The organism is Streptomyces bacillaris (assembly GCF_003268675.1).
GTDB lineage: Bacteria > Actinomycetota > Actinomycetes > Streptomycetales > Streptomycetaceae > Streptomyces > Streptomyces bacillaris.
Genome location: NZ_CP029378.1, coordinates 4,367,335 through 4,393,612, shown reverse-complemented (window position 1 = coordinate 4,393,612; position 26,278 = coordinate 4,367,335). Strand labels below are relative to the sequence as shown.

Here is a 26,278-nt window from a genome sequence, read left to right as displayed (position 1 = left end):
AGGGCTCCATCCGGGTGCCGGGCATCTGATACACCCCCTTTTGAAGCCATTTGCACCAAGGGAAATGAGGGAGATGCCACTCCGCCGAGGAATCCGACGCCCATACGGTCACTCACCGGAACGGTGGTCCCCATGAGGCGCCCGCCTCGCGGGTGCGGGCCCCTCATGGGGACCGGCCGCCCGATGGGGAGACGAGCGGGCGGGGCGGCACGTCAACACGTGCCGCCCGCCCGCCAAGTGACCTCCCGTCACGCGGGGAGCCCGGATGGTTCGGAAGCGGCGAATCCCCTTCCGTAACCACCCCCGCGCAGCCACCTGTCCCCGCGCACCCCGCTCACGGGGCCGCCGCGGGGTCGGGCGACGGGAGCGACGGGCCGCCACCCCCCGGCGCACCGCTGTCGTCGTCGCCCACGGCGATGCCGCGCCGCTTGGAGACGTACACCGCGCCGACGATGACCGCGATGGCGAAGACGGCCACCACCGCCCGCACCCAGGGGTTCGCGTCCGTTCCGTAGCTGAACTGCACGACCGCCGGGGCGATGAGCAGCGCGACCAGGTTCATCACCTTCAGGAGCGGGTTGATCGCCGGGCCCGCCGTGTCCTTGAACGGGTCGCCGACCGTGTCACCGATCACGGTCGCGGCGTGGGCGTCGCTGCCCTTGCCGCCGTAGTGCCCGTCCTCGACGAGCTTCTTGGCGTTGTCCCAGGCACCGCCGGAGTTGGCGAGGAAGACCGCCATCAGGGTGCCGGTGGCGATGGCTCCCGCGAGGTACGAGCCGAGCGCGCCGACGCCGAGGGTGAAGCCGACCGCGATCGGCGCCAGGACCGCGAGGAGGCCGGGCGTGGCCAGCTCGCGCAGGGCGTCCTTGGTGCAGATGTCGACGACCCGTCCGTACTCCGGCTTCTCCGTGTAGTCCATGATCCCGGGGCGCTCGCGGAACTGCCGCCGGACCTCGTGGACCACGGCTCCGGCCGACCGGGAGACCGCGTTGATGGCCAGCCCGGAGAAGAGGAAGACGACCGCCGCGCCGAGGATCAGGCCGACCAGGTTGTTGGGCTGCGAGATGTCCAGGCTCAGCCCCAGCTCCCCCGCCCCGGCGCCCACGTCGGCCACCGCCGTGGCGATGGCGTCGCGGTAGGAGCCGAAGAGGGCGGCCGCCGCCAGGACGGCGGTGGCGATGGCGATGCCCTTGGTGATGGCCTTGGTGGTGTTGCCGACGGCGTCCAGGTCGGTGAGCACCTGGGCCCCGGCGCCGGTGACGTCCCCGGACATCTCCGCGATGCCCTGGGCGTTGTCGGAGACCGGTCCGAAGGTGTCCATGGCCACGATGACGCCGACCGTGGTAAGCAGCCCGGTCCCGGCGAGCGCCACCGCGAAGAGCGCCAGCATGATCGACGTACCGCCCAGCAGGAACGCCCCGTAGACGCCGAGGCCGATCAGCAGGGCGGTGTAGACGGCCGACTCCAGGCCGATGGAGATGCCGGCCAGCACCACGGTCGCCGGGCCGGTCAGGGAGGACTTGCCGATGTCCTGGACCGGGCGGCGCTTGGTCTCGGTGAAGTAGCCGGTGAGCTGCTGGATCAGCGCGGCCAGGACGATGCCGATGGCCACCGCGACCAGGGCGAAGACCCGCGGGTCACCGCCATGGGACGCGACCGCCTCGTCGGTGACCCCGCTGAGTTCGGCGTACGAGGACGGAAGGTAGGCGAACGCGGCCACGGCGACCAGGACGAGCGAGACCACCGCGGAGATGAAGAAGCCCCGGTTGATCGCGGTCATCCCGCTGCGGTCGGCGCGGCGCGGGGCGACGGCGAAGATCCCGATCATCGCGGTGACGACACCGATCGCCGGGACCATCAGGGGGAAGGCCAGGCCGGAGTCACCGAAGGCGGCCATGCCCAGGATGAGCGCGGCGACGAGCGTCACGGCGTACGACTCGAAGAGGTCGGCGGCCATGCCCGCGCAGTCCCCGACGTTGTCGCCCACGTTGTCGGCGATGGTGGCGGCGTTGCGCGGATCGTCCTCCGGAATGCCCTGCTCCACCTTGCCGACGAGGTCGGCGCCCACATCGGCGGCCTTGGTGAAGATGCCGCCACCGACCCTCATGAACATGGCGATCAGCGCCGCGCCGAGGCCGAAGCCCTCCAGCACCTTGGGCGCGTCGGCCGCGTAGACGAGAACCACACAGGAGGCGCCGAGGAGCCCGAGCCCCACGGTGATCATTCCGACCACACCGCCGGTACGGAAGGCGATTTTCGTCGCCCGGTGCGAGACGGCGGTGAGATCCTTTTCCGGCTCGCCCTCTCCCGGAGTCGCCTCACGCGCGGCGGCGGCCACGCGCACATTGCTCCGTACGGCGAGCCGCATACCGATGTATCCGGTCGCCGCCGAGAAAAGCGCACCCACCAGGAAGAAGAGCGAACGCCCCGCGCGCTGCGACCAGTTGTCGGCCGGCAGCACCAGCAACAGGAAGAACACGATCACGGAGAAAACACCGACCGTGCGCAGTTGCCGCGCCAGATAGGCGTTGGCGCCCTCCTGGACCGCCGCGGCGATCTCCTTCATCCGTTCGGTGCCCTCACCGGCGGCCATGACCTGGCGCACCAGCAGCCGGGCGACGACGAGCGCGGCGACGGCCACGACCGCCACGATGATGACGATCAGCCGGTTGTCGTCGGTGAGGACCGCCGCCGCGAGGGAGACGGGCCCGTCGGAAAGTGCGGATTCTTGCGTCGGTGCAGCCATTGCGGCCGGTGCAGCCATTGGGGTGGTGAAGAACTCCGCCATACGTCCTCCTTGACGCTCAGCGCTCAAGACGTGGACGGATTGTAGGGAGCGGAACCGGATCAAAACAGTGGTCCGGAAGAGAATTGATCGCGCTCCCCCCAACGCCGAAAGATCGACGGATGATTCTTCTCGAATGCAGTAATGGGGCGGGCACATTACGCAGGAGAATTACGTGGCCGTATTACGGGGAAGCGAGCCCGCATGACCCGTGCCGACCACGTGGAGCCGCAGGGGCCGTACGGGCCACATGAGAAAGGCCCTGCCGGGGGGCGGGCAGAGCCTCGGAGAATCCGGTACGGGCAGCAGCAGCCGTACGTCACGTCACGAGCCACGCCGCACGGAACGAAGCAGCCCGGCAGGGGCTACACAGTACGGAGAGCAGGACAGGTCAGCGCGACGCGGCACAGCACAGCACGGACCACGCCGTACGGGACAGCACGTCCCCCGGGATGCCTCAGGGGTGCACCGTGGCGAGGGCCGTCGGCCAGCTCATCCGGATGGTCCCGCCGCCCGCACCGGACCGGACCTCCACGTCGTCGACGAGTCCGCTGATGACCGCGAGGCCCATCTCGTCCTCGCCGCCATCGCCCTCGGCCTCGTCCGGGCCTCCGGACGCGCCGTGCGCTCCGGGCGTGGCGGGGTCGCTCCCGGGGCCGGGGACACCGTCACCGACCTCGATGGAGAACGCCTTCTCCTCCTCGGTCAGCACCACGTTGACCGGCTCGGTGATGCCGTGGCTGCGGTGCAGCCCCACGGCGCGGCTGCACGCCTCACCGACGGCGAGCCTGACTTCGTCGAGCACCGCCTCGTCGACGCCGGCCCGGCGTGCCACGGCGGCCGCCACCAGGCGGGCCGTCCTGACATGTTCAGGCTGGGCACTGAAGCGGAGTTCAACGGTGGCCATGCCATCCCCCTGGAACGTTCGGGCGTACGCGTCAGAGGCCCCGGGCCTGCAGCCCGGCACCCCTGTTCTCCTCCTCCGGAGGCCGACAGAATCCACAGCCGCGGGATCGACGGAACCGACAGCCGGCCCGAAGGCCGACCGCCTGCCCGTCGCGGCCCGGTCGCTGCCGCTGTCGGTTCGATCCACTGCCTGACGACCGGTCCGGGGACCGGTCGAAGCCGACCTCAGTCGGTGGCGGCGACAGCCTCGTCGACCGTGGTGTGAATCGGGAACACCTTGGTCAGACCCGTGATCCGGAAGATCTTGAGAATGCGCTCCTGGTTGCAGACCAGGCGCAGCGAGCCCTCATGGGCCCGGACACGCTTCAAGCCGCCCACGAGCACGCCGAGGCCGGTGGAGTCGAGGAAGTCGACACCTTCCATGTCGACAACCAGGTGGTAGCTGCCGTCATTCACCAACTCGACCAACTGCTCGCGCAGCTTGGGCGCGGTATACACATCAATCTCGCCACCGACCTCGACGACCGTACGGTCGCCACCAGGCCCGGACACATTGCGAGTCGACAGGGACAGGTCCACGGATCCTCCAGCACCTTGCTATCGAGCGGTCGCCCCTCGGTCTCCCCGACGGAGGCCAGGGGACGGATCGCCAGCCGCGATGGCATTCAATCACTTACCAGCAGCCATGCACGACGCCTTGGGACCATTGTCCGTCACGCCAGTGACACACTCGGTGCCGATGGCCAAGAATCACCGTCCCGGACGACCACCCGAGAGTGGGGACACGCGCCCCTCTCCCGCCATGATCCTCGACCGGCTCGCCACAGGGGCGGGCCGGGCCGCGCGCATCACTCATACGGAGCACTTGCCCCCCAGATCGGGAACCCATGCCATCTGGCCGGATCGCATCCGGCCAGAAGTGATCTCGGCGATCGGGAAGGCCGGGATCGACCATCCGTGGGCCCACCAGGCGGCCGCCGCCGAGCACGCGCTGGACGGCGAATCGGTGGTGATCGCCACCGGCACGGCGTCCGGCAAGTCCCTCGCGTACCTCGCCCCGGTCCTCAGCACCCTGCTGGACGGCTCCGAGGCCCCCAACGGCCGCGGGGCGACCGCCCTGTACCTCGCCCCCACCAAGGCGCTCGCCGCCGACCAGCGCCGCTCCGTGAAGGCCCTGGCGGCGCCCCTGGGCAACGCCGTCCGACCCGCGGTCTACGACGGCGACACCCCGGTCGAGGAGCGCGAGTGGGTGCGGCAGTACGCGAACTACGTCCTGACCAACCCCGACATGCTGCACCGCGGAATCCTGCCGTCCCACCCCCGCTGGTCCTCCTTCCTGCGCGCGCTCCGCTTCGTGGTGATCGACGAGTGCCACACGTACCGCGGCGTCTTCGGCTCCCATGTCGCCCAGGTCCTGCGGCGGCTGCGCCGCCTCTGCGCCCGTTACGGGGCCGACCCGGTCTTCCTGCTGGCCTCCGCCACCGCCGCCGCCCCCTCGGTCGCCGCCGGGCGCCTGACCGGTCTGCCGGTCAGGGAGGTGTCCGACGACGCCTCCCCGCGCGGCGAGCTGGCCTTCGCCCTCTGGGAGCCCCCGCTGACCGAGCTGCACGGCGAGAAGGGCGCCCCCGTCCGCCGTACCGCGACGGCCGAGACCGCCGACCTGCTCACCGACCTGACCGTCCAGGGGGTCCGCTCGGTCGCTTTCGTACGTTCCCGGCGCGGCGCCGAGCTGATCTCGGTCATCGCCAAGGAACGCCTGGCGGAGGTGGACCGCTCCCTGCCCGGGCGGGTCGCCGCCTACCGCGGCGGCTACCTCCCGGAGGAGCGCCGGGCCCTGGAGCGGGCCCTGCACTCCGGCGAGCTGCTCGGGCTGGCCGCCACCACCGCCCTCGAACTGGGCATCGACGTCTCGGGCCTCGACGCCGTCGTCATCTGCGGCTATCCGGGAACCCGGGCCTCCCTCTGGCAGCAGGCGGGCCGCGCCGGCCGGTCGGGACAGGGCTCCCTGGCCGTCCTGGTCGCCCGGGACGACCCGCTGGACACCTATCTGGTGCACCACCCCGAGGCGCTGTTCCAGCAGCCCGTGGAGTCGACCGTGCTGGACCCGGACAACCCCTACGTCCTGGCCCCACACCTGTGTGCCGCGGCTGCCGAGCTGCCGCTCACCGAGCCCGACATCGCACTCTTCGGGCCCGCGGTGCCCGAGCTGCTGCCGCAGTTGGAGGCCGCGAAGCTGCTGCGGCGGCGGGCGTCGGGCTGGCACTGGACCCGCCGCGAGCGGGCCGCCGACCTCACCGACATCCGGGGCGGGGGCGGGCGCCCCGTCCAGATCGTCGAGGAGGGCACCGGGCGCCTGCTGGGCACGGTCGACGCGGCCGCCGCCCACACCGCCGTCCACGAGGGCGCCGTCCACCTCCACCAGGGCCGCACCCACCTGGTCCGCAAGCTGGACCTGGAGGACTCCGTCGCCCTGGTCGAGCAGGCCGACCCCCCGTACTCGACCGTCGCCCGCGACACCACGGCCATCTCCGTCCTGGAGACCGACACCGAGATCCCCTGGGGCCAGGGGCGGCTCTGCTACGGCTCCGTCGAGGTCACCAACCAGGTCGTCTCCTTCCTCCGCCGCAGACTCATCACCGGCGAGGTCATGGGCGAGACCAAGCTCGACCTGCCTCCCCGCACCCTGCGCACCCGTGCCGTCTGGTGGACCGTCACCGAGGACCAGCTCGACGCCGCCCGCATCAACCCGGAGATCCTCGGCGGGGCCCTCCACGCGGCCGAGCACGCCTCGATCGGCCTCCTCCCGCTCTTCGCCACCTGCGACCGCTGGGACATCGGCGGCGTCTCCATACCGCTGCACCCGGACACCCTGCTGCCGACGGTCTTCGTGTACGACGGCCACCCGGGCGGTGCCGGATTCGCGGAGCGCGCCTTCCACACCGCCCGTGCGTGGCTGACCGCGACCCGCGAAGCCATCGCCTCCTGCGAGTGCGAGGCGGGGTGCCCCTCCTGCATCCAGTCCCCCAAGTGCGGCAACGGGAACGAGCCCCTCCACAAACGAGGCGCCGTACGCCTCCTCACCGAACTCCTCAAGGCGGCACCGCCCGAGCCCTCCGCGACGGACCGGCCCGGGACCTGACGGATCACGCCCGGTCACGGGGGCGAGCGGCCCGCCTCCCCGTGCGGCGCTGCCGTCGGAGGACCGGCGCGGGCCCTGACCGCGGGCTCGTAGGGCCCGAAGCTCGACCGGGCGACCACGTCCGCGACGTCCCCGTGCACCGTGCACCGGACGATCACCGCGTCCTGCGCCAGGGCCACCCGCCGGGCCGCCCCGCAGGCGGCCTCCGGTCCCTCCCACGCCCGGTCGGCGGCCGCCAGAGCCGCCAGATCCGCGGCACCGCCGGCCCGGTGCCGAGCAGCCACCGCCTGCCCGAGCGCCAGGACGACGGCGAACACCACACACAGGGCCGCCGCGGTGACCGCCACCCACACGGTCGCCACTCCCCGGTCCGCCGCCCGTGCCGCTGCCCGTTCTCCTGTCCGTGCCGCCGCCCAGGGGTGCCGGTCGGCTGACCGCCTCCCTCTGGCCCGGAGCCGGGCCCGTGGGCGCAGGCGGGCCCAGTACCGGAGACAGCACGGCCGAGACACTCCGCGCTCAGGGCACGTCGACGTCAACGACGTCATGGCCGACACCCCCCACCGTGTCCTCGGCCAGGGCGACTGCCTCGGCTCCCAGCGTCAGGGACAGCACGCCAGGGCCCGGAGTGGGCGCCTCCACCCGGACGCGCCACAGGTCCCCCGCTCTCCCCACCTCGACCCGGGCGCGCCGGGGCGCCGTGTCCCTCGCCGCTGCCAGCACCGCCGTCTCCGGCTCCGAACGTGCCGCTGCCCGCGCCCCAGCCCGTGCCGCGTCCACGCACCGGATCTGGTCCGCAGCCGCCACCAGAGCCCAGAGCAACGCCATGGCGAAGGCCACCAGCACCGGGATCACCACGGCCGCCTCGGCCGTCACCGCCCCACGGTCCCGGCGCCAGGAACGGCCCGGGTCTCCCGTCCGCCTCCGGCCGCGCATCCGCCCCGGGCTCCGCCGCCGAACCGCCCCCTGGCCCGTCCCGCCCTCAGAACTTCGCATCGAGCGCGCCCTCGACCAGGGATTGCAGCGCCGACAGCACCGGCCCGCTGTTCACCACCTTGTAGAGCACGGCGGCGAAGGCACAGGCCGCGATGGTGCCGACGGCATATTCGGAGGTGGTCATTCCGCGATCGGACGAGCGCCCGAGCCTTGCCACCCACCGCGCGAAGCCTGCCACCGTGCCGACGGCTCGCTCTGTGATCTTCTTGTTCATTTCATCCCCCGATGGACATGATGGATCTCGTGGATCACGAATGTTGAGAGTGGCTCTCGCCCTCGAGTGAGAGCCGGACCGGCCTAACCCGCCGCCAGCAGCCCGCCGGCCAGGCCGATGATCACCGGCGCCACCCCGACCGCCAGGAAAGCCGGCAGGAAGCAGAGCCCGACCGGCGCGGTGATCAGCACCCCGGCCCGCTGGGCCCGCGCCACGGCCGCACCGGCACGCTCGGCGCGCATCGCCTCGGCCAGCCGGGACACTGGCTCCGCCGCCGGGGCCCCGGTCGAGCCGGCCCGGTGCAGGCAGCGGGCGAGTGGGCCCGCGCCCGGTATCTCCCCGAACCGCCCCCACGCCTCGGCAGGCTCCCCGCCCAGGCGGATCTCGGCAGCGGCGCGGGCGAGCCGGTCGCCGACCGGGCCGCCGATGGACTCGCCGACGGCCTCCGCCGCCTCGCGGGGTCCGGCGCCGACGGCGACGCAGGCCGCCAGCAGATCGGCGGCCAGGGCGAGCTGCCCGGCGATCGCGGCCTGCTCCTCCCGGGTCTCGCCCGGGCCTGGCCGGGGCCGGGAGCGCTGCCAGCGCCACGTTCCGTACGCCGCGGCCGAACCGACGGCACACCCCAGCAGGCCGCCGACCAGCACCCATCCGGTCAGCCAGGCCCCCGCCGGAGCCGCCCACAGCCTCACGCGGGCACACCCCCAAGCCCCGGGCCCAGCCCCGGCATCAACACCGCCACCCGCACCGAACCGACCCGCTGCCCGTGCGCCACCGCCCGCCCGGACGCCGCTCCCGGCCCGATCCCGTACGACAGCCGTCGGGGGCCACCACCCGGCTGGTGGGGCCGGAGTGGCATCCAGCAGCACCGCGCCCCGACCTCGTACCGTTCGGCCCCGATGCCGTGCCGTCACCGCGATTGCGAGCTGCACCGCAGCGCCCGCCAGCGCCACCGCCATCCCCAGGATGTGGAGAACTTCTGCCCTCGCACTCACGGTGCCTCCCCTCCGCGCACGATCCGGCAGGCCCAGAAGAGCCCGGCCGCCTCCAGGAGCCCCCGACCACCAGGCAGAGCAGCCCACCCGGCGTGTGGAGCAGCACCCGCAACGGCTCGGCCCCGAGCGCGGCGCCCAGCCCCAGACCCGCCACCGGCAGCAGCGCCAGGACCACGACGGTGGACCAGGCCCCCGCCAACTGGGCCCGCAACTCCTCCCGTCTGCGCCGGTCGGCCCGTAACGCCGTCTCCAGGCGGTCCAGCCCGGCCGCCAGACCGGCGCCCCCGTCCACCGCCACCCGCCAGCACGCGGCCATCCCCGACAGGCCCTCCAGCCCCGGCCCCTCCGCCGCCTGCCGCAACGCGGCGGGCACATCGCCCCCGAAGCGGGCGGCCGCGAGCACGGCAGCCTCCGCGTCCCCGAGCCACGCACCGCCTCCCGGCTCGTTCTTGGCCCGCGGCTCCGCCTCCGCCGCGCACTCCCGCAACCCGGCCAACAGGGCCTGGCCCGGCTCCTGTCCGGCGCGCAGCTCCCCGACCACGGCCCCGCACAGCGCCGCCACCGTGTCCGCCGCCCGCTCGCGCTGCCGCCTCCGGGCACGACCGAGCAGCCACCTCCGTGCCAACGGCACCGCCACAGCCCCCGCGAGCAGCGGCAGCACCGACGCCCCCAGGACCGCGAGCAGCACCGCGACCGGAACGCACCACCACTCGCGCCGCTCCACCACCAATTCCCGGACCCTGAGAAGGGAAGACCCCGGCCGTGGCTCGACCGGCCCGTCCACGAACAGGACCCGCGCCCTCCGCACCCCGGGCTCCCGCATCGCGACCAGCCAGACCGCCGCACCCGCGCAGAGGGCCGCCAGATGCATCGCATAGCCATGCACTCCCCCGTTCACATCACACCCCCGATCAGCGACTCCAGCCGCGCCCAGCCCCGCTCGGGGACGAATCCGTCGGCGCCCCAGCTCAGGGCGGGCACGGTGAACACCAGCCCGGCCGCGTCCCGTTCGAGGACATGTACGTCAGCGATCCGGCGCCGGCCTGCCCGGTCCCGTACGAGATGCACGACCACCGAGAGCGCTGCCGCCAACTGGCTGTGCAGGGCGGTCCGGTCCAGCCCGGCGGCGGTCCCCAGCGCCTCCAGCCGGGCGGGCACATGCTCGGCAGCATTGGCATGGACCGTGCCGCAGCCTCCTTCATGGCCGGTGTTCAGGGCGGCCAGCAGCTCGGTCACTTCGATTCCTCTGACCTCTCCCACAACCAGCCGGTCGGGTCGCATCCGCAGCGCCTGGCGTACGAGATCGCGGAGGGTGACCCGGCCCGCGCCCTCCTGGTTGGCGGGGCGGGACTCCAGGCGCACCACATGGGGGTGGTCGGGGCGCAGTTCGGCGGAGTCCTCGGCGAGCACGATCCGTTCGTCCGCGCCGACGGCCCCCAGCAGACTGGCGAGGAGGGTCGTCTTGCCCGCCCCGGTGCCTCCGCTGATCAGGTAGGAGAGGCGGGCCTCCACCATGGCGCGCAGGATCCGGTCGCCACCCGGCGGAACGGTCCCGGCCGCCACCAGCTCCGCCAGGGAGAACGCCCGCGGGCGCACCACCCGCAGGGAGAGGCAGGTCGAGCCGACGGAGACCGGGGGCAGCACGGCGTGCATCCGTGTCCCGTCCGGCAGCCGGGCGTCCACCCACGGCCGGGCGTCGTCCAGCCGTCGGCCCGCCACCGCGGCGAGCCGCTGGGCCAGCCGCCGCACCGCCGCGGCGTCCGGGAAGGTGATGCCCGTCAGCTGCAGGCCGCCGCCCCGGTCCACCCACACCCGGTCGGGCGCGGACACCAGCACGTCGGTCACTTCGGGGTCCGCGAGCAGCGGCTCCAGCACACCGGTCCCGACGAGTTCACCGCGCAGCTCGGCCGCTGCCCCGAGCACCTCCGCGTCGCCCAGCAGCCTCCCCTGGGCCCGCAGCGCGGCAGCCACTCCGGCGGGTGTGGGCGCGTCCCCACTGCGCGCCAGCCGTTGCCGTACGGCGTCGAGCAGCGCGTCGGTCATGGCGCCCCTCCCCCGGCCGGGGCGGCGGAGTCGGGCTCGCCCGCTGCCGCTGCCTGCTCCCAGAACGCCGCGCAGAAGCGGGCCAGCGGACCCCGGGCGCTGCCTCCGGGCGGTGTCCCGCCGTCCTGGGCGGCCAGGAGGCCGGGTTCCAGGGGCAGTTCACCGACGAGTGGCAGGCCGAGGGCCTGGGCGACCCAGCGCTCGTCGAGACCGGCCGCATACGGTCCCCGGGCCACCACCCGCACGTCGTCCAGCACCATGCGAACCGTGGACGCCACACGTTTCGCCGCCGCGACCGCCCTCAGCTCGCCCGGTACGACGAGCAGGCCCAGGTCGAGCTGGGCCAAGGCTTCCGCGACCCCCTCGTCCACCCGGCGCGGCAGATCCACGACCACCACTCCGCCGAGCCTGCGCGCGGCGGCCAGGACCGCCTGGACGGCCTGGGGCGCGATGGCCGTCTCCTCGTCGCGGCCCCAGCTCAGTACCCGCAGCCCGTGGAGGGCGGGCAGGGAGTCCTCCAGGGCCCCGCCGCCGAGGCGCCCCTTCGAGTGGGCGAAATCCGGCCACCTCATGCCCTCGGCCCGTTCCCCGCCGAGCAGGACGTCGATGCCGCCGCCCAGCGGGTCCGCGTCGATCAGCATCGTCCGCCGTCCGGCCCTCGCGGCGCTGACGGCGAGGGCGCAGGCCAGCGTCGATGCGCCGGAGCCGCCCCGTCCGCCGATCACCCCGACGGTGAGCGCCGGCCGGCCGACGCCCTCGGCCGCATTGGCGATCTGATCGACGAGCCACCCCTCCGCTTCCGGCAGCCGCAGCACATATTCGGCCCCGATCTCGACCGCCCGCCGCCAGACGTCCGGGTCGTCCTGGTCCCGCCCGACGAGCATCACCCCCCTTCTGCGGGCGGCGCCGCGACACCGTGCGGCAGCGTCGTCGCCCACCAGGACCATCGGGGCCTGCTCCCAGCCGCCACGCCGCCCGGGCTGCGCGGGCGGCCCGTGATGGACCTCCGGCTCCGCCCCGGCGGCCGCGCAGAGCCGCAGCAGGTCGTCGAGCAACTCCACGTCCTCCGTCACGATCAGCGGCCCGCCGCGTCGCCCTCCGGCGACCGTCAGCCCTTCTCGCGTAAGGGATCCAGCCACGATCTCCGCCCCCTTCTCACTGCCCGTCCAGTGCGGTTCGCGGCGATCTCGGAGCGTTTCCGAGATGCGCGATTCCGGTACCCGCGGACTTCGCGGGAGGAATCAACGTGCAGCACCCCGGAAAAAGATGTGGATCTTGCTCCAAAACTGTGGACAACTTCGACGTTGTGAATATCTCCGTCACCCGAACCAGCGACTTCCGGAGCGCAGCCCCGCTGCTACACACTGTGACGAGACGGAGCCGGTGTCGACGCCTCGCACGAGCGGGCCCATGAGGCCCGGAAGGGAGGGAAACGCTGGGCCCGGGGATCGGAAACGCATCCGGACATGCGACGACCCCCGCCGGGGGGGAGAGCGGGGGTCGTCCCCACGGCCGACTCGGGGGGGAGGAGCCGGACCGGGGTTAGCACGGTCGCGAACGATCCGTGACTTCCATGGTGTACCCGAGGGCCTTCTCAGGCAAACCCACGCGCCGGATTTTACGCCGAATGGCGGGCCCCTATGCTCAGCGTTGTGGAAAACTGCTTCTCGCCGCGCACAGCAGCCTTCTTTGACCTGGACAAGACGGTCATTGCGAAGTCTTCGACGCTGACCTTCAGCAAGTCCTTCTACCAAGGCGGACTGATCAACCGCCGCGCCGTACTGCGCACCGCGTACACACAGTTCGTCTTCCTGGCCGGGGGCGCCGATCACGAGCAGATGGAGAAGATGCGTGCCTACCTCTCCGCCCTCTGCAAGGGATGGAACGTCCAGCAGGTCAAGGAGATCGTCGCCGAGACCCTGCACGACCTGATCGACCCGATCATCTACGACGAGGCGGCCACCCTCATCGAGGAGCATCACACGGCCGGCCGTGACGTGGTCATCGTCTCGACCTCCGGCGCGGAGGTCGTCGAACCGATCGGCGAACTGCTGGGCGCCGACCGTGTCGTCGCCACGCGCATGGTCGTCGGTGACGACGGCTGCTTCACGGGAGAGATCGAGTACTACGCCTACGGACCGACCAAGGCCGAGGCGGTGCGGGCGCTCGCGGTGTCGGAGGGGTACGACCTTTCGCGCTGCTACGCCTACAGCGACTCGGCGACCGACGTACCGATGCTGGAAGCGGTCGGCCACCCCCACGCGGTCAACCCCGACCGCGCGCTGCGCCGCGAAGCGACCCTTCGCGAGTGGCCGATTCTCGTCTTCAACCGCCCGGTCCGGCTGAAGCAGCGGCTGCCCGCCTTCTCGATGCCTCCGCGACCGGCGCTCGTGGCCGCCGCCGCGGTCGGGGCCGCAGCCGTCACGGCGGGTCTCGTCTGGTACGCCAGCCGTCGACGCACCGCAGGCGGCGCGGCACTCCCCGGCTGAACCGGCCCACGACAAAGCTCACGACCAAGCCCACGACGGAGAAGTCTCGCCACCGACCAGCACCATCAGACAGCGATGCCCGATTCGCCCTTGATTGAACCTAAAAGTAAAGAAGTCCGGCCAGGGCTTTCCCTTCCCCCGGTCCTGGAGTACAAAGGAGTCAACGGCCCGCGAGACCAAGGACATCCGCGAGGATGACCTGTTACGCAGTGACGGCCCCACGGACCGAGCACGAAAGCCGAGCACCCACGCGACGTCGACCCGTCGATTACGGGCCAGCCGCACCAGGTGACGGGCAAAGTACCCGACCTGATGGGCAATTTACGAGGACGCTTGGTAACTGGGCGGACGTGCCAGCGGCGGTACCGCATTTCGGTACCGCCGCAACCCTTTCCCGGCCTCGCACAGCCCGCCGCCCACCCGGGCGTCGCCTACGCGGCGCCGCGCTGCAGGGCCTCGCAGACCGCCGTCGACTCGCGCACGCCCAGCTCGACCGAGCGCCCGCAGTGCGCGATCCACGCCGCCAGGCCCTCCGGGGTCCCGGCCGTGTACCCCTCGAACGCCGCGACGTACGCCGCGCGCCCTTGTTCCGCGTGACCCACCTCGGCCGGGCAGATGGACTTCGGGTCCAGTCCGCTGCCGATCAGCACGATGCGCTCGGCCGTCCGCGCCACCAGGCCGTTGTGCGAGCCGAACGGGCGCAGCGCCAGCAGCTCGCCGTGCACCACCGCGGCCGTCACCAGAGCGGGGGCGGCGGTGCCCGCGATGATGAGCCGGGAGAGCCCTTCGAGCCGCCCGGCCACCTCGTCGGCACTGGGGAGCGGTCCGTCGATCAGCGGCTCGTCCACGGTCTCGCCGGCCAGCCGCGGACGGCCGACGGCGTCGTCGGGCGCGGCGCCACCGGCCGCCACCAGGTGCAGCCGCGCCAGCACCCGCAGCGGCGACTGCCTCCAGATGGAGAGGAGTTGCCCGGCCTCGGCGGTGAGCCTCAGCGCGGCGCCGACCGTACGCGCCTCGGCCTCGCCGCTGAAGTCGGTGCGCCGGCGCACCTCCTCCAGGTTCCAGTCGGCACCGGCGAGCGCGGCCGACCCCCGGGAGCCCCGCAGCGCGGCCTCGGCGGTGACCTCGTTGCTGCGGCGGCGCATGACGCGGTGACCGTAGACCCGGTCGACGGCCTTGCGTACGGAGTCCACGGCATCAGGCACTCCGGGCAGAGAACCGAGCGTGGCGAGCGGATCCGAGGGAGTCGTACTCATAAGAAGCGAGGCTACGCGCCCCCTACGCGCGGACCGCGCCCAAGTGGCCATCTTCACGAACATCGACAGCGCACCGCGATCGACCCACTACCCTAGGTGAACATGAAGATCGCTTTCGTCGGGAAGGGCGGCAGCGGAAAGACCACGCTGTCCTCGCTCTTCATCCGCCACCTCGCCGCCAACGAAGCCCACGTCATCGCCGTCGACGCCGATATCAACCAGCACCTGGGGGCCGCCCTCGGTCTCGACGAGACGGAGGCCGCCGCGCTGCCCGCCATGGGGGCGCACCTCCCCCTCATCAAGGACCATCTGCGCGGCACCAACCCCCGTATCGCCTCAGCCGAGACGATGATCAAGACGACTCCCCCCGGCGAGGGCTCCCGGCTGCTGCGGGTCCGCGAGGACAACCCGATCTTCGACGCCTGCGCGCGTACGGTCCGGCTCGACGACGGGGAGATCCGGCTGATGGCCACCGGCCCGTTCACGGAGTCCGACCTCGGGGTGGCCTGCTACCACTCCAAGGTCGGGGCGGTCGAACTCTGCCTCAACCACCTGGTCGACGGTCCGGACGAGTACGTCGTGGTGGACATGACGGCGGGGTCGGACTCGTTCGCCTCGGGAATGTTCACGCGCTTCGATATGACGTTCCTGGTCGCGGAGCCGACCCGGAAGGGGGTGTCGGTGTACCGCCAGTACAAGGAGTACGCGCGGGACTTCGGCGTCGCGCTGAAGGTCGTCGGCAACAAGGTGCAGGGCCAGGACGACCTGGACTTCCTGCGCGCGGAGGTCGGTGACGACCTGCTGATCGGGGTGGGGCACTCCGACTGGGTACGGTCCATGGAGAAGGGGCGGCCGTCGCGGTTCGAGCTGCTGGAGGCGGACAACCGGATGGCCCTCCAGGCCCTCCAGGACGCCGCCGAGGACTCGTACGAGCTGCGCGACTGGGAGCGCTACACCCGGCAGATGGTGCACTTCCACCTGAAGAACGCGGAGAGCTGGGGCAACGAGAAGACGGGCGCCGACCTGGCCGCCCAGGTCGACCCCTCCTTCGTCCTCGGTGAACCGCGCGCGGAGGCGTCCGTCCCCGCAGCCGTCTGACGGAACGTCGACCGCCCGGCCCAACACCCCGGCCGACGCGTCAACGTATCTGCACCACCCGCCCCTCCCGTCACCCGGCGCCTGTCGGCCGGGGTGACGGGGGCGACCGTGGCGGCATCACCGCGCCGGCGCCGGCATCGTCACGGTGCCGGTGCCACAGCACCGATACCGGCGCGGCCCGGGAAGGGCGCGGGCCGGTACGGCGCGGGGTGGTGCGGGGCGGGGTCGGACGGAGTCGGTCAGCCCGCGTTCCGGGGCGCCGGCTCCGCGGCCTCCGGTCCGGCCGCCTTCTCCTTCTCGCCCTGCTGAGCAGCGGCGGCCTGGGCGCCCAGGTAGGTCTTCCATCCCTGCTTGGGCGCCTCGCCGACGCCGAGCGTGGTGAGCTTGGCCAGCACCTGCGGGTCCTGCGCGTCCAGCCAGTCCGCGAGTTGCCGGAAGGACACGCAGCGCACGTCCTTCTTCGTACACACCTTCGCGATGGTCTCCTCGATGGCGCGCATGTAGGTGCCGCCGTTCCAGGACTCGAAGTGGTTGCCGATGATCAGCGGCGCCCGGTTGCCGTTGTACGAGCGGTCGAAGGCCTGGAGGAGGCCGTCGCGCATCTGGTTGCCCCAGTACGTGTGCTGGGAGGGGTCGCCCTGGGTCTTCGTACCGGACTGGTTGACCATGAAGTTGTAATCCATGGAGAGGGTCTCGAAGGCACGGCCGGGCATCGGGACGAGCTGGAGCGGGATGTCCCAGACGCCGTCCTTCTTCTTGGGCCAGACCTGGTTGCCGACGCCGCTGGAGTCGTAGCGGAAGCCCATGGTCCGGGCCGCGGCGACCATGTTCTTCTGGCCCTCGAGGCAGGGGGTGCGGGCGCCGACCAGTTCCTGGTCGTAGTCGAAGGGGAGCGGTGCCTCGTTCTTGAGCTCGGGAGCGTTGGTCTTCCAGTTCTTGACGAAAGCTTTCGCCTGGCTGATCTCGCTCTTCCACTCCTCGACGGACCAGGTGCCCACTCCGCCGTCCTTGCCGCAGAAGTGGCCGTTGAAGTGGGTGCCGATCTCGTTGCCGTCCTTCCAGGCGGCGCGCAGTTCGGCGAGGGTGTCGCGGATACCCTCGGTGTCGTTGAAGCCGATGTCGGACCGGCCCGCCGCGTGCTGCGGCGGGGCGTAGAGGGATCGTTTCTCTTCAGGCAGCAGATACACACCGCTGAGGAAGTACGTCATTTTCGCGTCGTACTTCTTGCCGACGCTTCGGAAGTGGGAGAAGAGCTTCTGGCTGTCCTCTCCGGCGCCGTCCCAGGAGAACACCACGAACTGCGGGGGCTTCTGACCGGGTGCCAGGCGCTGGACGGCCGGCATGTTCGGCTGGACGCCGGTGAAGGCGGTGGAGCCGTCGCCGATGAGCTTGACGGCGCTTTTGGGGGCGGCCTCCGGAGCGTTCTCCTTCGCGCCGTGGGCCCCCTTCTCGGCTCCCGCACCGGCACCCCCGGACGCGGAACTGCCGGATCCGGCACCGGAACAGCCCGCGAGTACGGCGACCAGCGCCGTGGTCATGACGCCCAAGGCGATCCTCTTCGTGGCGGCCATCATCCGCCCACCTCTTCCCTGCAGCTCTGTTTGCGTCGAGTGCCGACACGGCGCGGTCAAACTCGCACGCACCCCGGCAGGGAGAAGGGCGACAGGCCGAATGAAAAGCTGCCTATTCACTTGAACGAGTGATGTGATGACCTAAATGCCGCAAATGCGAACGGCTGAACTTTACTCTCCATTACCATTCATTTACCGAGAGTTGAGAAATCCGCCGTTACGCGCCGTGCCCCAGGAGAGGGGGAGCATGCCCGCCTGCACCCCCACTCGCCATGACCGCGCGTCCCGCCGCACCCGCCCATCGCCCCGCCGACCACCCCGTCTCCGTCCACGCATCGCGGGCGCGGACGTGTACGCCTCGATCACCGTCTTCCTCATCGCCGTCCCGATGGCGCTCGGCCTCTCCCTCGCCGTGGGCGCCCCACTGGAGGCCGGGTTGGTGGCCGCGGCCATCGGCGGCATCGTGGCCGGGCTGTTCGGCAGCGCCCCGCTCCAGGTCAGCGGCCCTTCCGCCGGGCTGACCGTCGTCACGGCCGAGCTGATCCAGATCTACGGCTGGCGCACCACCTGCGCGATCACCATCGGCGCCGGACTCCTCCAGATCCTCCTGGGCACCCTGAGAGTCGCGCGCAACGCGCTCGCCGTCAGCCCGGCGATCGTGCACGGGACGCTCGCCGGCATCGGCGTGGCCATCGCGCTCGCCCAGCTCCACATCATGCTGGGCGGATCGCCGCAGAGTTCCGTCGTCGCCAACGCCCTCGCGCTGCCTGGTCAGTTGGCCGTGATCGGCGGGGCGGCTCCGCTCATCGGGGCGCTGACCGTCGCCGTCGTGCTGCTCTGGCCCCGGCTGCCGGGGCGGGCCGGACGGACGGCGCGGAGAATCCCGGCCGCCCTCGCCTCGGTGGTGATCGCGACGGCGGTGGCGGCGGTGGCAGCGCCCGGACTCGCCAGGGTCGACCTGCCGTCCTGGCGGTCGCACGCCTTTCCGGAGCTGCCCCACGGGCCCGTTCTCGCCCTGGCCACCGCGGTGTTCACCGTGATGCTGGTGGCCGGCCTGGAATCGCTGCTCGCCGCGGTGGCCGTCGACAGGCTGGCCGCCGACCGGGCCGGGGAGCCGGTGAAGCCGCCGTCCCCCGCGATCGGCTCCGCCACCGCCGCACCGCCTCAACGGTCCCACCTGGATCGTGAGTTGCGCGGTCAGGGTGTCGCCAACACGCTCAGCGGGCTGCTGGGCGGGCTGCCGGTGGCCGGGGGTGTGGTGCGGGGTTCGGCCAATGTACGGGCGGGGGCGACCGGCCGCGCCTCCTCCGTGCTGCACGGAATCTGGGTGCTTCTCGCGGCGGCCCTGCTGGTCACCGTGTTCGAGTGGATCCCGCTGGCCGCGCTCGCCGCCCTGGTGATGGTGGTCGGGGTCCAGATGGTGAGCTTCGCGCACATCCGCAACGTCCATAGACACCGGGAGTTCCCCGTCTACGCGGCCACGGTCGCCGGGGTCATCGGCTTCGGCGCGCTGACGGGGGTCGCGCTCGGGGTGGCGGTTGCCGTGGTCGTCTCGCTGCGGCGGCTGGGCCGTACGAAGATGACCGTGAGCGAGCAGGATGGACGCCATGTGGTCACCGCCCGCGGCCAGCTGACCTTCCTGTCCGTCCCCCGGCTCACCCGGGCCCTCGGACAAGTGCCACCAGGTGCCGACGCGATCGTCGAGCTGGACGGGTCCTTCATGGACCATGCCGCCTACGAGGCGATCCAGACATGGCGCGGCGCCCGGATCGCCCAGGGTGGCAGCGTCGCCTTCACCGGCCGGTCCGGCGACAGCATCGCCCTCGCCGGTCGGTCCGACGGTGGCGTCGATCTTCCCGGCCGACCCGGCGACGTCGCCGACACGCCGACCGCCGCCGCGGCCCACTCCTGCTGCCGCCCCTGGACCCCCTGGCGCAACCACCACTGCCACGACCGCCCCACAGAACCCACCCACGGCACGAACACCACCAGCACCAGCACCAGCAGCCTCACCGAAGCGGTCATCGCCACGCCCGGCTCCGCCCCGGACACCGCAAGACCCAAGAGCGCCCATCGTCTGCGCAGCGGCCTGACGTCGTTCCAGCGGAACACCGCGCCCCTGGTCCGCGACGAGCTGGCCCGGCTCGCCTCCGAAGGACAGAGCCCCTCCCAGCTCTTCATCACCTGCGCCGACTCCCGCCTGGTCACCAGCATGATCACCGCCAGCGGGCCCGGCGACCTCTTCACCGTGCGCAACGTCGGCAACCTCGTTCCCCCGCCCCACGCCCTGCCCACCGACAGTCCGCCCACCGGCACCCCGCCAAGCGACGCCCCGGCCACCCCCACCACGCCCGCCACCAGCGGCGACGACTCGGTGGCCGCGGCGATCGAGTACGCGGTGGAGGTGCTGCGGGTCGAGTCCATCACCGTCTGCGGGCACTCCGGCTGCGGTGCCATGCAGGCGCTGCTCAGGGGCGAGCCGGAGACCGGTCCGGACACGCCGCGCACCCCGCTGTGGCGGTGGCTGCGGCACGGTCTGCCGAGCCTGGAGCGGATGGCGTCACGCCGTCACCCCTGGGCACGGATCTCCGGTCGGCTGCCCGCCGACGAGGTCGAGCAGCTCTGTCTCACCAATGTGGTCCAGCAGTTGGAGCATCTGCGAGCGCACGAGGCCGTGGCGCGGCGGCTCGCCGAGGGAACGCTCCAACTGCACGGCATGTACTTCCACGTCGGTGAGGCGCAGGCATATCTGCTGACCGAGGGGGCCGGCTCCGGGACGGGCCACGACGAGGTCTTCGAGCGGGTTGGTACGGAAGAACCGGAGCCCGCCGCCGCCCGACCTGCCGCCTGCACCGCCGCCCACCCCGCCACCTGCACCACAGGCTGATCCACCGTCTGAACCGGACAGCCCCCGGGTCCGTGAGACCTGATGACCCCACTCCACGCCGCACACCCGACAACAGCACGGAAATCCGACAGGGCGACTTTGCGCCACATGCCGTGAACACACGTCGTAAAGCCGTCCTGACCAGCGGAGCGGGATCATGCTTCCATACACGAAGACACAGGTCTAAACCAATTCCCGGCAGACACTTGTCACCCGGCCCCGCGCCTGATGAGCTATGCCCCGGGACACAACGGACACCCTGGGACTGGGAGAAGTCGTGAGCAACGAGAGCCTGGCCAACCTGCTTCGGGAAGAGCGGAAGTTCGCTCCACCTGCAGCTCTGGCCGCCAACGCCAACGTCACCGCAGCGGCGTACGAGCAGGCCGAGGCGGACCGGCTGGGCTTCTGGGCCGAGCAGGCCCGCCGCCTGACGTGGGCCACCGAGCCGACCGAGACCCTCGACTGGAGCAACCCGCCCTTCGCGAAGTGGTTCGCGGACGGCAAGCTGAACGTCGCGTACAACTGCGTGGACCGTCACGTCGAGGCGGGCAACGGCGACCGGGTCGCCATCCACTTCGAGGGCGAGCCCGGCGACAGCCGCGCCATCACCTACGCGGAGCTGAAGGACGAGGTCTCCCGCGCCGCCAACGCCCTGACCGAGCTGGGCGTCAGCAAGGGTGACCGAGTCGCCGTCTACCTCCCGATGATCCCCGAGGCCGCCGTCGCGATGCTGGCCTGCGCCCGCATCGGCGCCACGCACTCGGTGGTCTTCGGCGGCTTCTCCGCCGACGCCATCGCCACCCGCATCCAGGACGCGGACGCCAAGGTCGTCATCACCGCCGACGGTGGGTACCGCCGGGGCAAGCCCTCCGCGCTCAAGCCGGCGGTCGACGACGCCGTCTCCCGTATCAAGAGCGTCGAGCACGTCCTCGTCGTCCGCCGCACCGGTCAGGACACCGCCTGGACCGAGGGCCGCGACGTCTGGTGGCACGAGATCACCGGCCGCCAGTCCGCCGAGCACACCCCCGAGGCGTTCGAGGCGGAGCAGCCGCTCTTCATCCTCTACACCTCGGGCACCACGGGTAAGCCCAAGGGCATCCTGCACACCTCCGGCGGCTACCTCACCCAGGCGGCGTACACGCACCACGCGGTTTTCGACCTCAAGCCGGAGACCGATGTCTACTGGTGTACCGCCGACGTCGGCTGGGTGACCGGCCACTCGTACATCGTCTACGGGCCGCTGGCCAACGGCGCGACCCAGGTCATGTACGAGGGCACGCCCGACACCCCGCACCAGGGGCGTTTCTGGGAGATCGTGCAGAAGTACGGCGTCACGATCCTCTACACCGCGCCGACCGCGATCCGTACGTTCATGAAGTGGGGAGACGACATCCCCGCCAAGTTCGACCTGAGCAGCCTCCGGGTCCTCGGTTCGGTCGGTGAGCCGATCAACCCCGAGGCGTGGATGTGGTACCGCAAGCACATCGGCGCCGACAAGTGCCCGATCGTGGACACCTGGTGGCAGACCGAGACCGGCGCGATGATGATCTCGCCGCTGCCGGGCGTCACCGAGACCAAGCCGGGATCCGCCCAGCGCGCCCTGCCCGGGATCTCGGCCACCGTCGTGGACGACGAGGCCAACGAGGTGCCGGACGGCGGGGGCGGCTACCTGGTCCTCACCGAGCCGTGGCCGTCGATGCTCCGCACCATCTGGGGCGACGACCAGCGGTTCCTCGACACCTACTGGTCACGTTTCGAGGGCAAGTACTTCGCGGGCGACGGTGCCAAGAAGGACGAGGACGGCGACGTCTGGCTGCTCGGCCGGGTCGACGACGTCATGCTCGTGTCGGGCCACAACATCTCGACCACCGAGGTCGAGTCGGCGCTCGTCTCCCACCCGTCGGTGGCCGAGGCGGCCGTCGTCGGCGCGGCCGACGAGACGACGGGCCAGGCGATCGTCGCGTTCGTGATCCTGCGCGGCAGCGCGACCACCTCCGACGAGCTGGTGGCGGAGCTGCGCAACCACGTCGGGGCGACGCTCGGGCCGATCACGAAACCCAAGCGCGTCCTGCCGGTGGCCGAGCTGCCCAAGACCCGTTCCGGCAAGATCATGCGCCGTCTGCTGCGCGATGTCGCCGAGAACCGCGAGCTGGGCGACGTCACCACGCTCACCGACTCCTCGGTGATGGACCTGATCACCACCCAGCTGCCCTCGGCCCCCTCCGAGGACTAGCGGCTTCCCCGTACGGCTCGCATGGGCACCCGGCCACTGGCCGGGTGCCCATGCTGCGTCTACCCCACCTTCTCACCGGGTAGTGGATGATCACCCGTGGTGATGGAACCACCCCAGGTAGAGTGGGCGCTTGCAGTCATAACTTCATACAGATATCCACAGGGGCGCCGGGAAGTCTGGTCGGCACGTGTCATCAGCCATGCCGTTTTCGCCATACCGATTCGGAGGACCCCTTCGTGGCCCCGCCCACTCCCACTCCCACCCCTCCCCCGTCCCCCCGCACGCTGTTCGGACGGCTTCCGCTCCCTGAGCGGAGCTATGTGGCCGAAGCCCTTCGCACCGAGACCGTCGGTGGCGTTCTGCTCCTGGTGGCCGCCGTGGCCGCGCTCATCTGGGCCAACACCTTCGGCAGCTCGTACGAAGCGGTCAGCGATTTCCATTTCGGCCCCGGCTTCCTCGGTCTGGACCTCTCCGTCGCGCACTGGGCAGCGGACGGGATGCTCGCCATCTTCTTCTTCGTGGCGGGCGTCGAGCTGAAGAGGGAACTGGTCGCCGGCGAGCTGCGGGACCCGAAGAAGGCCGCTCTGCCCGTGGTGGCGGCCATCTGCGGTATGGCCGTGCCCGCGCTGGTCTACACGCTCACCGTGGTCGTCGGCGGCGGTTCCCTCTCCGGCTGGGCCGTGCCCACCGCCACCGACATCGCCTTCGCCCTGGCCGTGCTAGCGGTGATCGGCGCCTCGCTGCCTTCCGCGCTGCGCGCCTTCCTCCTCACCCTGGCTGTCGTCGACGACCTCTTCGCCATCCTGATCATCGCGGTCTTCTTCACGTCGGATCTGAACTTCCTGGCGCTGGGGGGGCCGTCGTCGGCCTGGTCGTCTTCTACCTGCTGCTCCGCTTCGAGGTCAGGGGCTGGTACGTATACATCCCCCTGGCACTGACGATCTGGGCCCTGATGTACAACAGCGGAGTCCACGCCACCATCGCCGGTGTCGCGATGGGTCTGATGCTGCGCTGCACGCGTCGGGAGGGCGAGGCGCACTCTCCCGGGGAGCACATCGAACACCTGGTCCGCCCGGTCTCGGCCGGGGTCGCCGTTCCGCTGTTCGCACTGTTCGCAGCCGGGGTGTCCATGAACGGCGAAGCGCTGGCCAGCGTCTTCACCCGGCCCGAGACCCTCGGCGTCGTTCTCGGTCTGGTCCTCGGCAAGACGTTCGGCATCTTCGGCGGTACGTATCTCGCCGCCCGCTTCACCAAGGCCGAGCTGAACAAGGACCTGGCCTGGGCGGACGTCCTCGCCCTCGCCTCGCTGGCGGGCATCGGCTTCACCGTCTCCCTGCTGATCGGAGAGCTCGCGTTCGCGGACGACGCGGAGATGACCAACGAGATCAAGGCCGCCGTGCTCATCGGTTCGCTCACAGCGGCCCTGCTCGCCTGTGTCCTGCTCCGGATGCGGGTCCGCCAGTACCGCGCCCTCTTCGACGCCGAGGAGCTGGACGAGGACGGATCCGGCGTCCCGGACATCTATGAGCAGGACGATCCGGGGTACCACCTGCGGATGGCCGCGATCCACGAGGAGAAGGCGGCCGAACACCGCCGTCGCGCCGAACAGGCCGGGGCAGCGGGCAACCGACCGGAGAGTCCGGCATGATCTGACATCGGATGTGTCGAAGACGGAGAGGGAGTCAGGGATGAGCGACCCCGGCAACTACGCGGGCAGCACGGACCGCAGCATCGGGCAGTTGGTCGCCGCGGCGACGGCCGAGATGTCCGCGCTGGTGCACGACGAGATCGCCCTGGCGAAGGCGGAGGTGCGCCAGGACGTCAAGCGCGGGGCGATCGGCAGCGCCGCGTTCATCGCCGCGGGGGTGCTGCTCCTCTTCACGATGCCGATGCTGAGCTTCGCGGCGGCGTACGGGATCCACAACCTGGGCCTGGGCCTGGCCTGGTCGTTCCTGATCGTGGCGGGCGCCTTCATCCTGCTGGCGGCCCTGATCGGCTTCATCGGGCTGCGGAAGTTCAAGAAGATCAAGCCGCCGGAGAAGTCCATCGCCTCCGCCAAGCAGACCGCCGCCGTCCTGCAGAACGCCAAGCCGCACCCGCGCCCGGCGATCGAGGCCGACGCGATCCTCAGGCGTTCCGGCTCCAGCCTCGCGGCGGGCAAGGGCGTCGAGAGCCTGCCGGGCGGGGACAAGGCCGCCTCTGTGGCACGCTCGTCCACATGACGGTTCCCGATTCCAGCGCATTCGGCCCGGCGGGTGCGGCGCGCCCGCCGGGCTCGGTCGACCCGGCGGGCGCATCGACGAGTCCGGCCGGCCCGGCCGGTGCCGGAGGCCCCGTACGGCTCGACGGCCCCTGGACCCACCGCGATGTGGCGGCCAACGGGGCGCGGTTCCACATCGCGGAGATGGGCGAGGGGCCGCTGGTCCTGCTCCTGCACGGGTTCCCGCAGTTCTGGTGGACCTGGCGCCACCAGTTGCCCGCCCTCGCGGAGGCGGGCTTCCGGGCCGTCGCGATGGACCTGCGCGGGGTGGGCGGCAGCGACCGGACGCCCCGCGGTTACGACCCCGCCAACCTGGCGCTCGACGTCACCGGGGTGATCCGCTCCCTCGGTGAGCCGGACGCGGCCCTGGTCGGCCACGATCTGGGCGGCTACCTCGCCTGGACGGCCGCGGTGATGCGGCCCAAACTGGTGCGCCGCCTCGCCGTCTCCTCCATGCCGCACCCGCGCCGCTGGCGCTCCTCAATGCTGTCGGACTTCGCCCAGTCGCGGGCGGGCTCGTACATCTGGGGCTTCCAGCGCCCCTGGCTGCCGGAGCGTCAGCTCGTCGCGGACGACGCCGCCCTGGTGGGCCGGCTGGTCGAGGAGTGGGCCGGGCCCCGGAACCCGGAGTTCCCCGACGAGGAGACCCTGGGCGTCTACCGGCGGGCCATGAGCATCCCCTCGACCGCCCACTGCTCGATCGAGCCGTACCGCTGGATGGTCCGCTCGATGGCTCGTCCCGACGGGGTCCAGTTCAACCGGCGGATGAAGCGGCCCGTCCGCGTCCCCACGCTGCACCTGCACGGGTCACTCGATCCGGCGGTCCGGACCCGGAGTTCGGCGGGGTCGGGGCAGTACGTCGAGGCGCCCTACCGGTGGCGACTTTTCGACGGTGTCGGTCACTTCCCCCACGAGGAGGATCCGATCGGCTTCTCCACCGAACTCATCAACTGGCTCAAGGATCCCGAGCCCGACCGGTAGCCGCGCACCCGCCCGGGGCACGGCTGTCCGACGAACAGCCACTTGCCTGCCGCATAAGCCAATTGGCTGACTCGCGCACGATTACCGACCTTGGGTCACGGGCAGACGTCGGGGTATGGGCTGGACGCACGACTTCACTGACGAAGCACGCAACCGCCGCTCCACCGCGACAGCCGGTGCGAGCACTCATGAGGGGGGCGGCCCTCTGGGCCGGGTGCACGATGTGCAGGACCTTCATCATCACCGGCCCGGGGCTCACCAGCCCGGGAAACACCGGCTCGGGATCTCGCGCATCCTCCGCCGTCGGGCCCGCTGGGTCTCGGCGCGGCTGCGCCACCCCCGCAGCTGAACTCTCCGGTACCTCCTGACCACCCCGCCCCCGCCGATCCGCCTGCGCTGACCGGCGGGGGTCTTCATCGGTTACGGAGCGC

General features: G+C 71.6%; 19 protein-coding genes and 2 pseudogenes. 9 read left to right on the top strand and 12 right to left on the bottom strand.

Annotated elements, in window-relative coordinates:
* Positions 1-334: 334 nt before the first annotated feature.
* The 3 genes from DJ476_RS19090 to DJ476_RS19080 all read right to left on the bottom strand — a co-directional run bounded on the left by DJ476_RS19090 (position 335) and on the right by DJ476_RS19080 (position 4,270).
* Positions 335-2,788 (bottom strand): sodium-translocating pyrophosphatase, encoded by a 2,454-nt coding sequence (locus tag DJ476_RS19090; protein WP_112491117.1) that lies wholly within the window; start codon positions 2,786-2,788, stop codon positions 335-337.
* Between the two features lie 454 nt (positions 2,789-3,242).
* Complete coding sequence (locus DJ476_RS19085; protein WP_103417960.1) at positions 3,243-3,692, bottom strand: ATP-binding protein; 450 nt, start codon at positions 3,690-3,692, stop codon at positions 3,243-3,245.
* 224 nt (positions 3,693-3,916) lie between these two features.
* Positions 3,917-4,270, bottom strand: a complete 354-nt coding sequence (locus tag DJ476_RS19080; RefSeq protein ID WP_003967428.1) for an STAS domain-containing protein — start codon at positions 4,268-4,270, stop codon at positions 3,917-3,919.
* A gap of 79 nt (positions 4,271-4,349) precedes the next feature.
* Between DJ476_RS19080 and DJ476_RS19075 the strand changes: the two genes are divergently transcribed.
* Entirely contained in the window at positions 4,350-6,830 is a 2,481-nt protein-coding gene (locus DJ476_RS19075) for a DEAD/DEAH box helicase (protein ID WP_112491116.1), read from the top strand.
* Between the two features lie 14 nt (positions 6,831-6,844).
* Here DJ476_RS19075 and DJ476_RS19070 read toward each other — a convergent pair whose 3' ends face one another.
* From DJ476_RS19070 to ssd, 7 genes and pseudogenes are all read right to left on the bottom strand, one after another.
* Positions 6,845-7,192 (bottom strand): Rv3654c family TadE-like protein, encoded by a 348-nt coding sequence (locus DJ476_RS19070; RefSeq protein ID WP_103417958.1) that lies wholly within the window; start codon positions 7,190-7,192, stop codon positions 6,845-6,847.
* Positions 7,193-7,346: 154 nt separating this feature from the next.
* Entirely contained in the window at positions 7,347-7,703 is a 357-nt protein-coding gene (locus DJ476_RS19065; protein ID WP_404827519.1) for a TadE family type IV pilus minor pilin, read from the bottom strand.
* Positions 7,704-7,809: 106 nt separating this feature from the next.
* The gene (locus DJ476_RS19060; RefSeq protein WP_103417956.1) at positions 7,810-8,037 is read right to left on the bottom strand and encodes a DUF4244 domain-containing protein; all 228 of its coding nucleotides are present in this window, start codon (positions 8,035-8,037) and stop codon (positions 7,810-7,812) included.
* An 83-nt stretch (positions 8,038-8,120) separates the two neighbouring features.
* Complete coding sequence (locus tag DJ476_RS19055; protein ID WP_103418039.1) at positions 8,121-8,993, bottom strand: type II secretion system F family protein; 873 nt, start codon at positions 8,991-8,993, stop codon at positions 8,121-8,123.
* A 32-nt stretch (positions 8,994-9,025) separates the two neighbouring features.
* Positions 9,026-9,900: pseudogene (locus tag DJ476_RS19050) on the bottom strand (type II secretion system F family protein).
* Positions 9,901-9,923: 23 nt separating this feature from the next.
* Positions 9,924-11,072 carry a TadA family conjugal transfer-associated ATPase gene (locus tag DJ476_RS19045; RefSeq protein WP_103417954.1) on the bottom strand — a complete coding sequence of 383 codons (1,149 nt, stop codon included), beginning with the start codon at positions 11,070-11,072 and terminating at the stop codon, positions 9,924-9,926.
* Positions 11,069-12,211: a septum site-determining protein Ssd gene (gene ssd / locus DJ476_RS19040; RefSeq protein ID WP_112491115.1), complete on the bottom strand. Its 1,143-nt coding sequence runs from the start codon at positions 12,209-12,211 to the stop codon at positions 11,069-11,071. The genes DJ476_RS19045 and ssd overlap by 4 nt, the downstream gene beginning before the upstream one ends.
* A 501-nt stretch (positions 12,212-12,712) precedes the next feature.
* On the opposite strand from ssd, the gene DJ476_RS19035 reads away from it, so the two are divergent.
* Positions 12,713-13,561: an HAD family hydrolase gene (locus DJ476_RS19035; RefSeq protein ID WP_070204432.1), complete on the top strand. Its 849-nt coding sequence runs from the start codon at positions 12,713-12,715 to the stop codon at positions 13,559-13,561.
* A 431-nt stretch (positions 13,562-13,992) separates the two neighbouring features.
* Here DJ476_RS19035 and DJ476_RS19030 read toward each other — a convergent pair whose 3' ends face one another.
* Positions 13,993-14,817: a Fic family protein gene (locus DJ476_RS19030; protein ID WP_112491114.1), complete on the bottom strand. Its 825-nt coding sequence runs from the start codon at positions 14,815-14,817 to the stop codon at positions 13,993-13,995.
* Positions 14,818-14,919: 102 nt separating this feature from the next.
* Between DJ476_RS19030 and DJ476_RS19025 the strand changes: the two genes are divergently transcribed.
* Positions 14,920-15,915: an ATP-binding protein gene (locus DJ476_RS19025; RefSeq protein WP_103417951.1), complete on the top strand. Its 996-nt coding sequence runs from the start codon at positions 14,920-14,922 to the stop codon at positions 15,913-15,915.
* A gap of 239 nt (positions 15,916-16,154) precedes the next feature.
* Here the strand turns inward: DJ476_RS19025 and DJ476_RS19020 are convergent, their stop codons facing one another.
* On the bottom strand, positions 16,155-17,489 hold the full coding sequence (locus tag DJ476_RS19020; RefSeq protein WP_070204429.1) for a polysaccharide deacetylase family protein: 1,335 nt from the start codon (positions 17,487-17,489) through the stop codon (positions 16,155-16,157).
* Between the two features lie 244 nt (positions 17,490-17,733).
* On the opposite strand from DJ476_RS19020, the gene DJ476_RS19015 reads away from it, so the two are divergent.
* From DJ476_RS19015 to DJ476_RS35675, 6 genes and pseudogenes are all read left to right on the top strand, one after another.
* A complete protein-coding gene (locus tag DJ476_RS19015) occupies positions 17,734-20,373 on the top strand; it encodes a SulP family inorganic anion transporter (protein ID WP_112491113.1) in 2,640 nt (879 codons plus the stop codon).
* Positions 20,374-20,608: 235 nt separating this feature from the next.
* Positions 20,609-22,606, top strand: coding sequence for an acetate--CoA ligase (gene acs / locus DJ476_RS19010; protein ID WP_112491112.1), 1,998 nt, complete (start codon positions 20,609-20,611; stop codon positions 22,604-22,606).
* A gap of 236 nt (positions 22,607-22,842) precedes the next feature.
* Positions 22,843-24,254, top strand: a pseudogene (gene nhaA / locus DJ476_RS19005) (Na+/H+ antiporter NhaA).
* Between the two features lie 40 nt (positions 24,255-24,294).
* Positions 24,295-24,828 (top strand): phage holin family protein, encoded by a 534-nt coding sequence (locus DJ476_RS19000; RefSeq protein WP_018489467.1) that lies wholly within the window; start codon positions 24,295-24,297, stop codon positions 24,826-24,828.
* Positions 24,825-25,847 (top strand): alpha/beta fold hydrolase, encoded by a 1,023-nt coding sequence (locus DJ476_RS18995; RefSeq protein ID WP_112491111.1) that lies wholly within the window; start codon positions 24,825-24,827, stop codon positions 25,845-25,847. Before DJ476_RS19000 ends, DJ476_RS18995 begins: the two co-directional genes overlap by 4 nt.
* Before the next feature lie 115 nt (positions 25,848-25,962).
* Positions 25,963-26,196 (top strand): hypothetical protein, encoded by a 234-nt coding sequence (locus DJ476_RS35675; RefSeq protein ID WP_078949752.1) that lies wholly within the window; start codon positions 25,963-25,965, stop codon positions 26,194-26,196.
* Positions 26,197-26,278 lie beyond the last annotated feature (82 nt).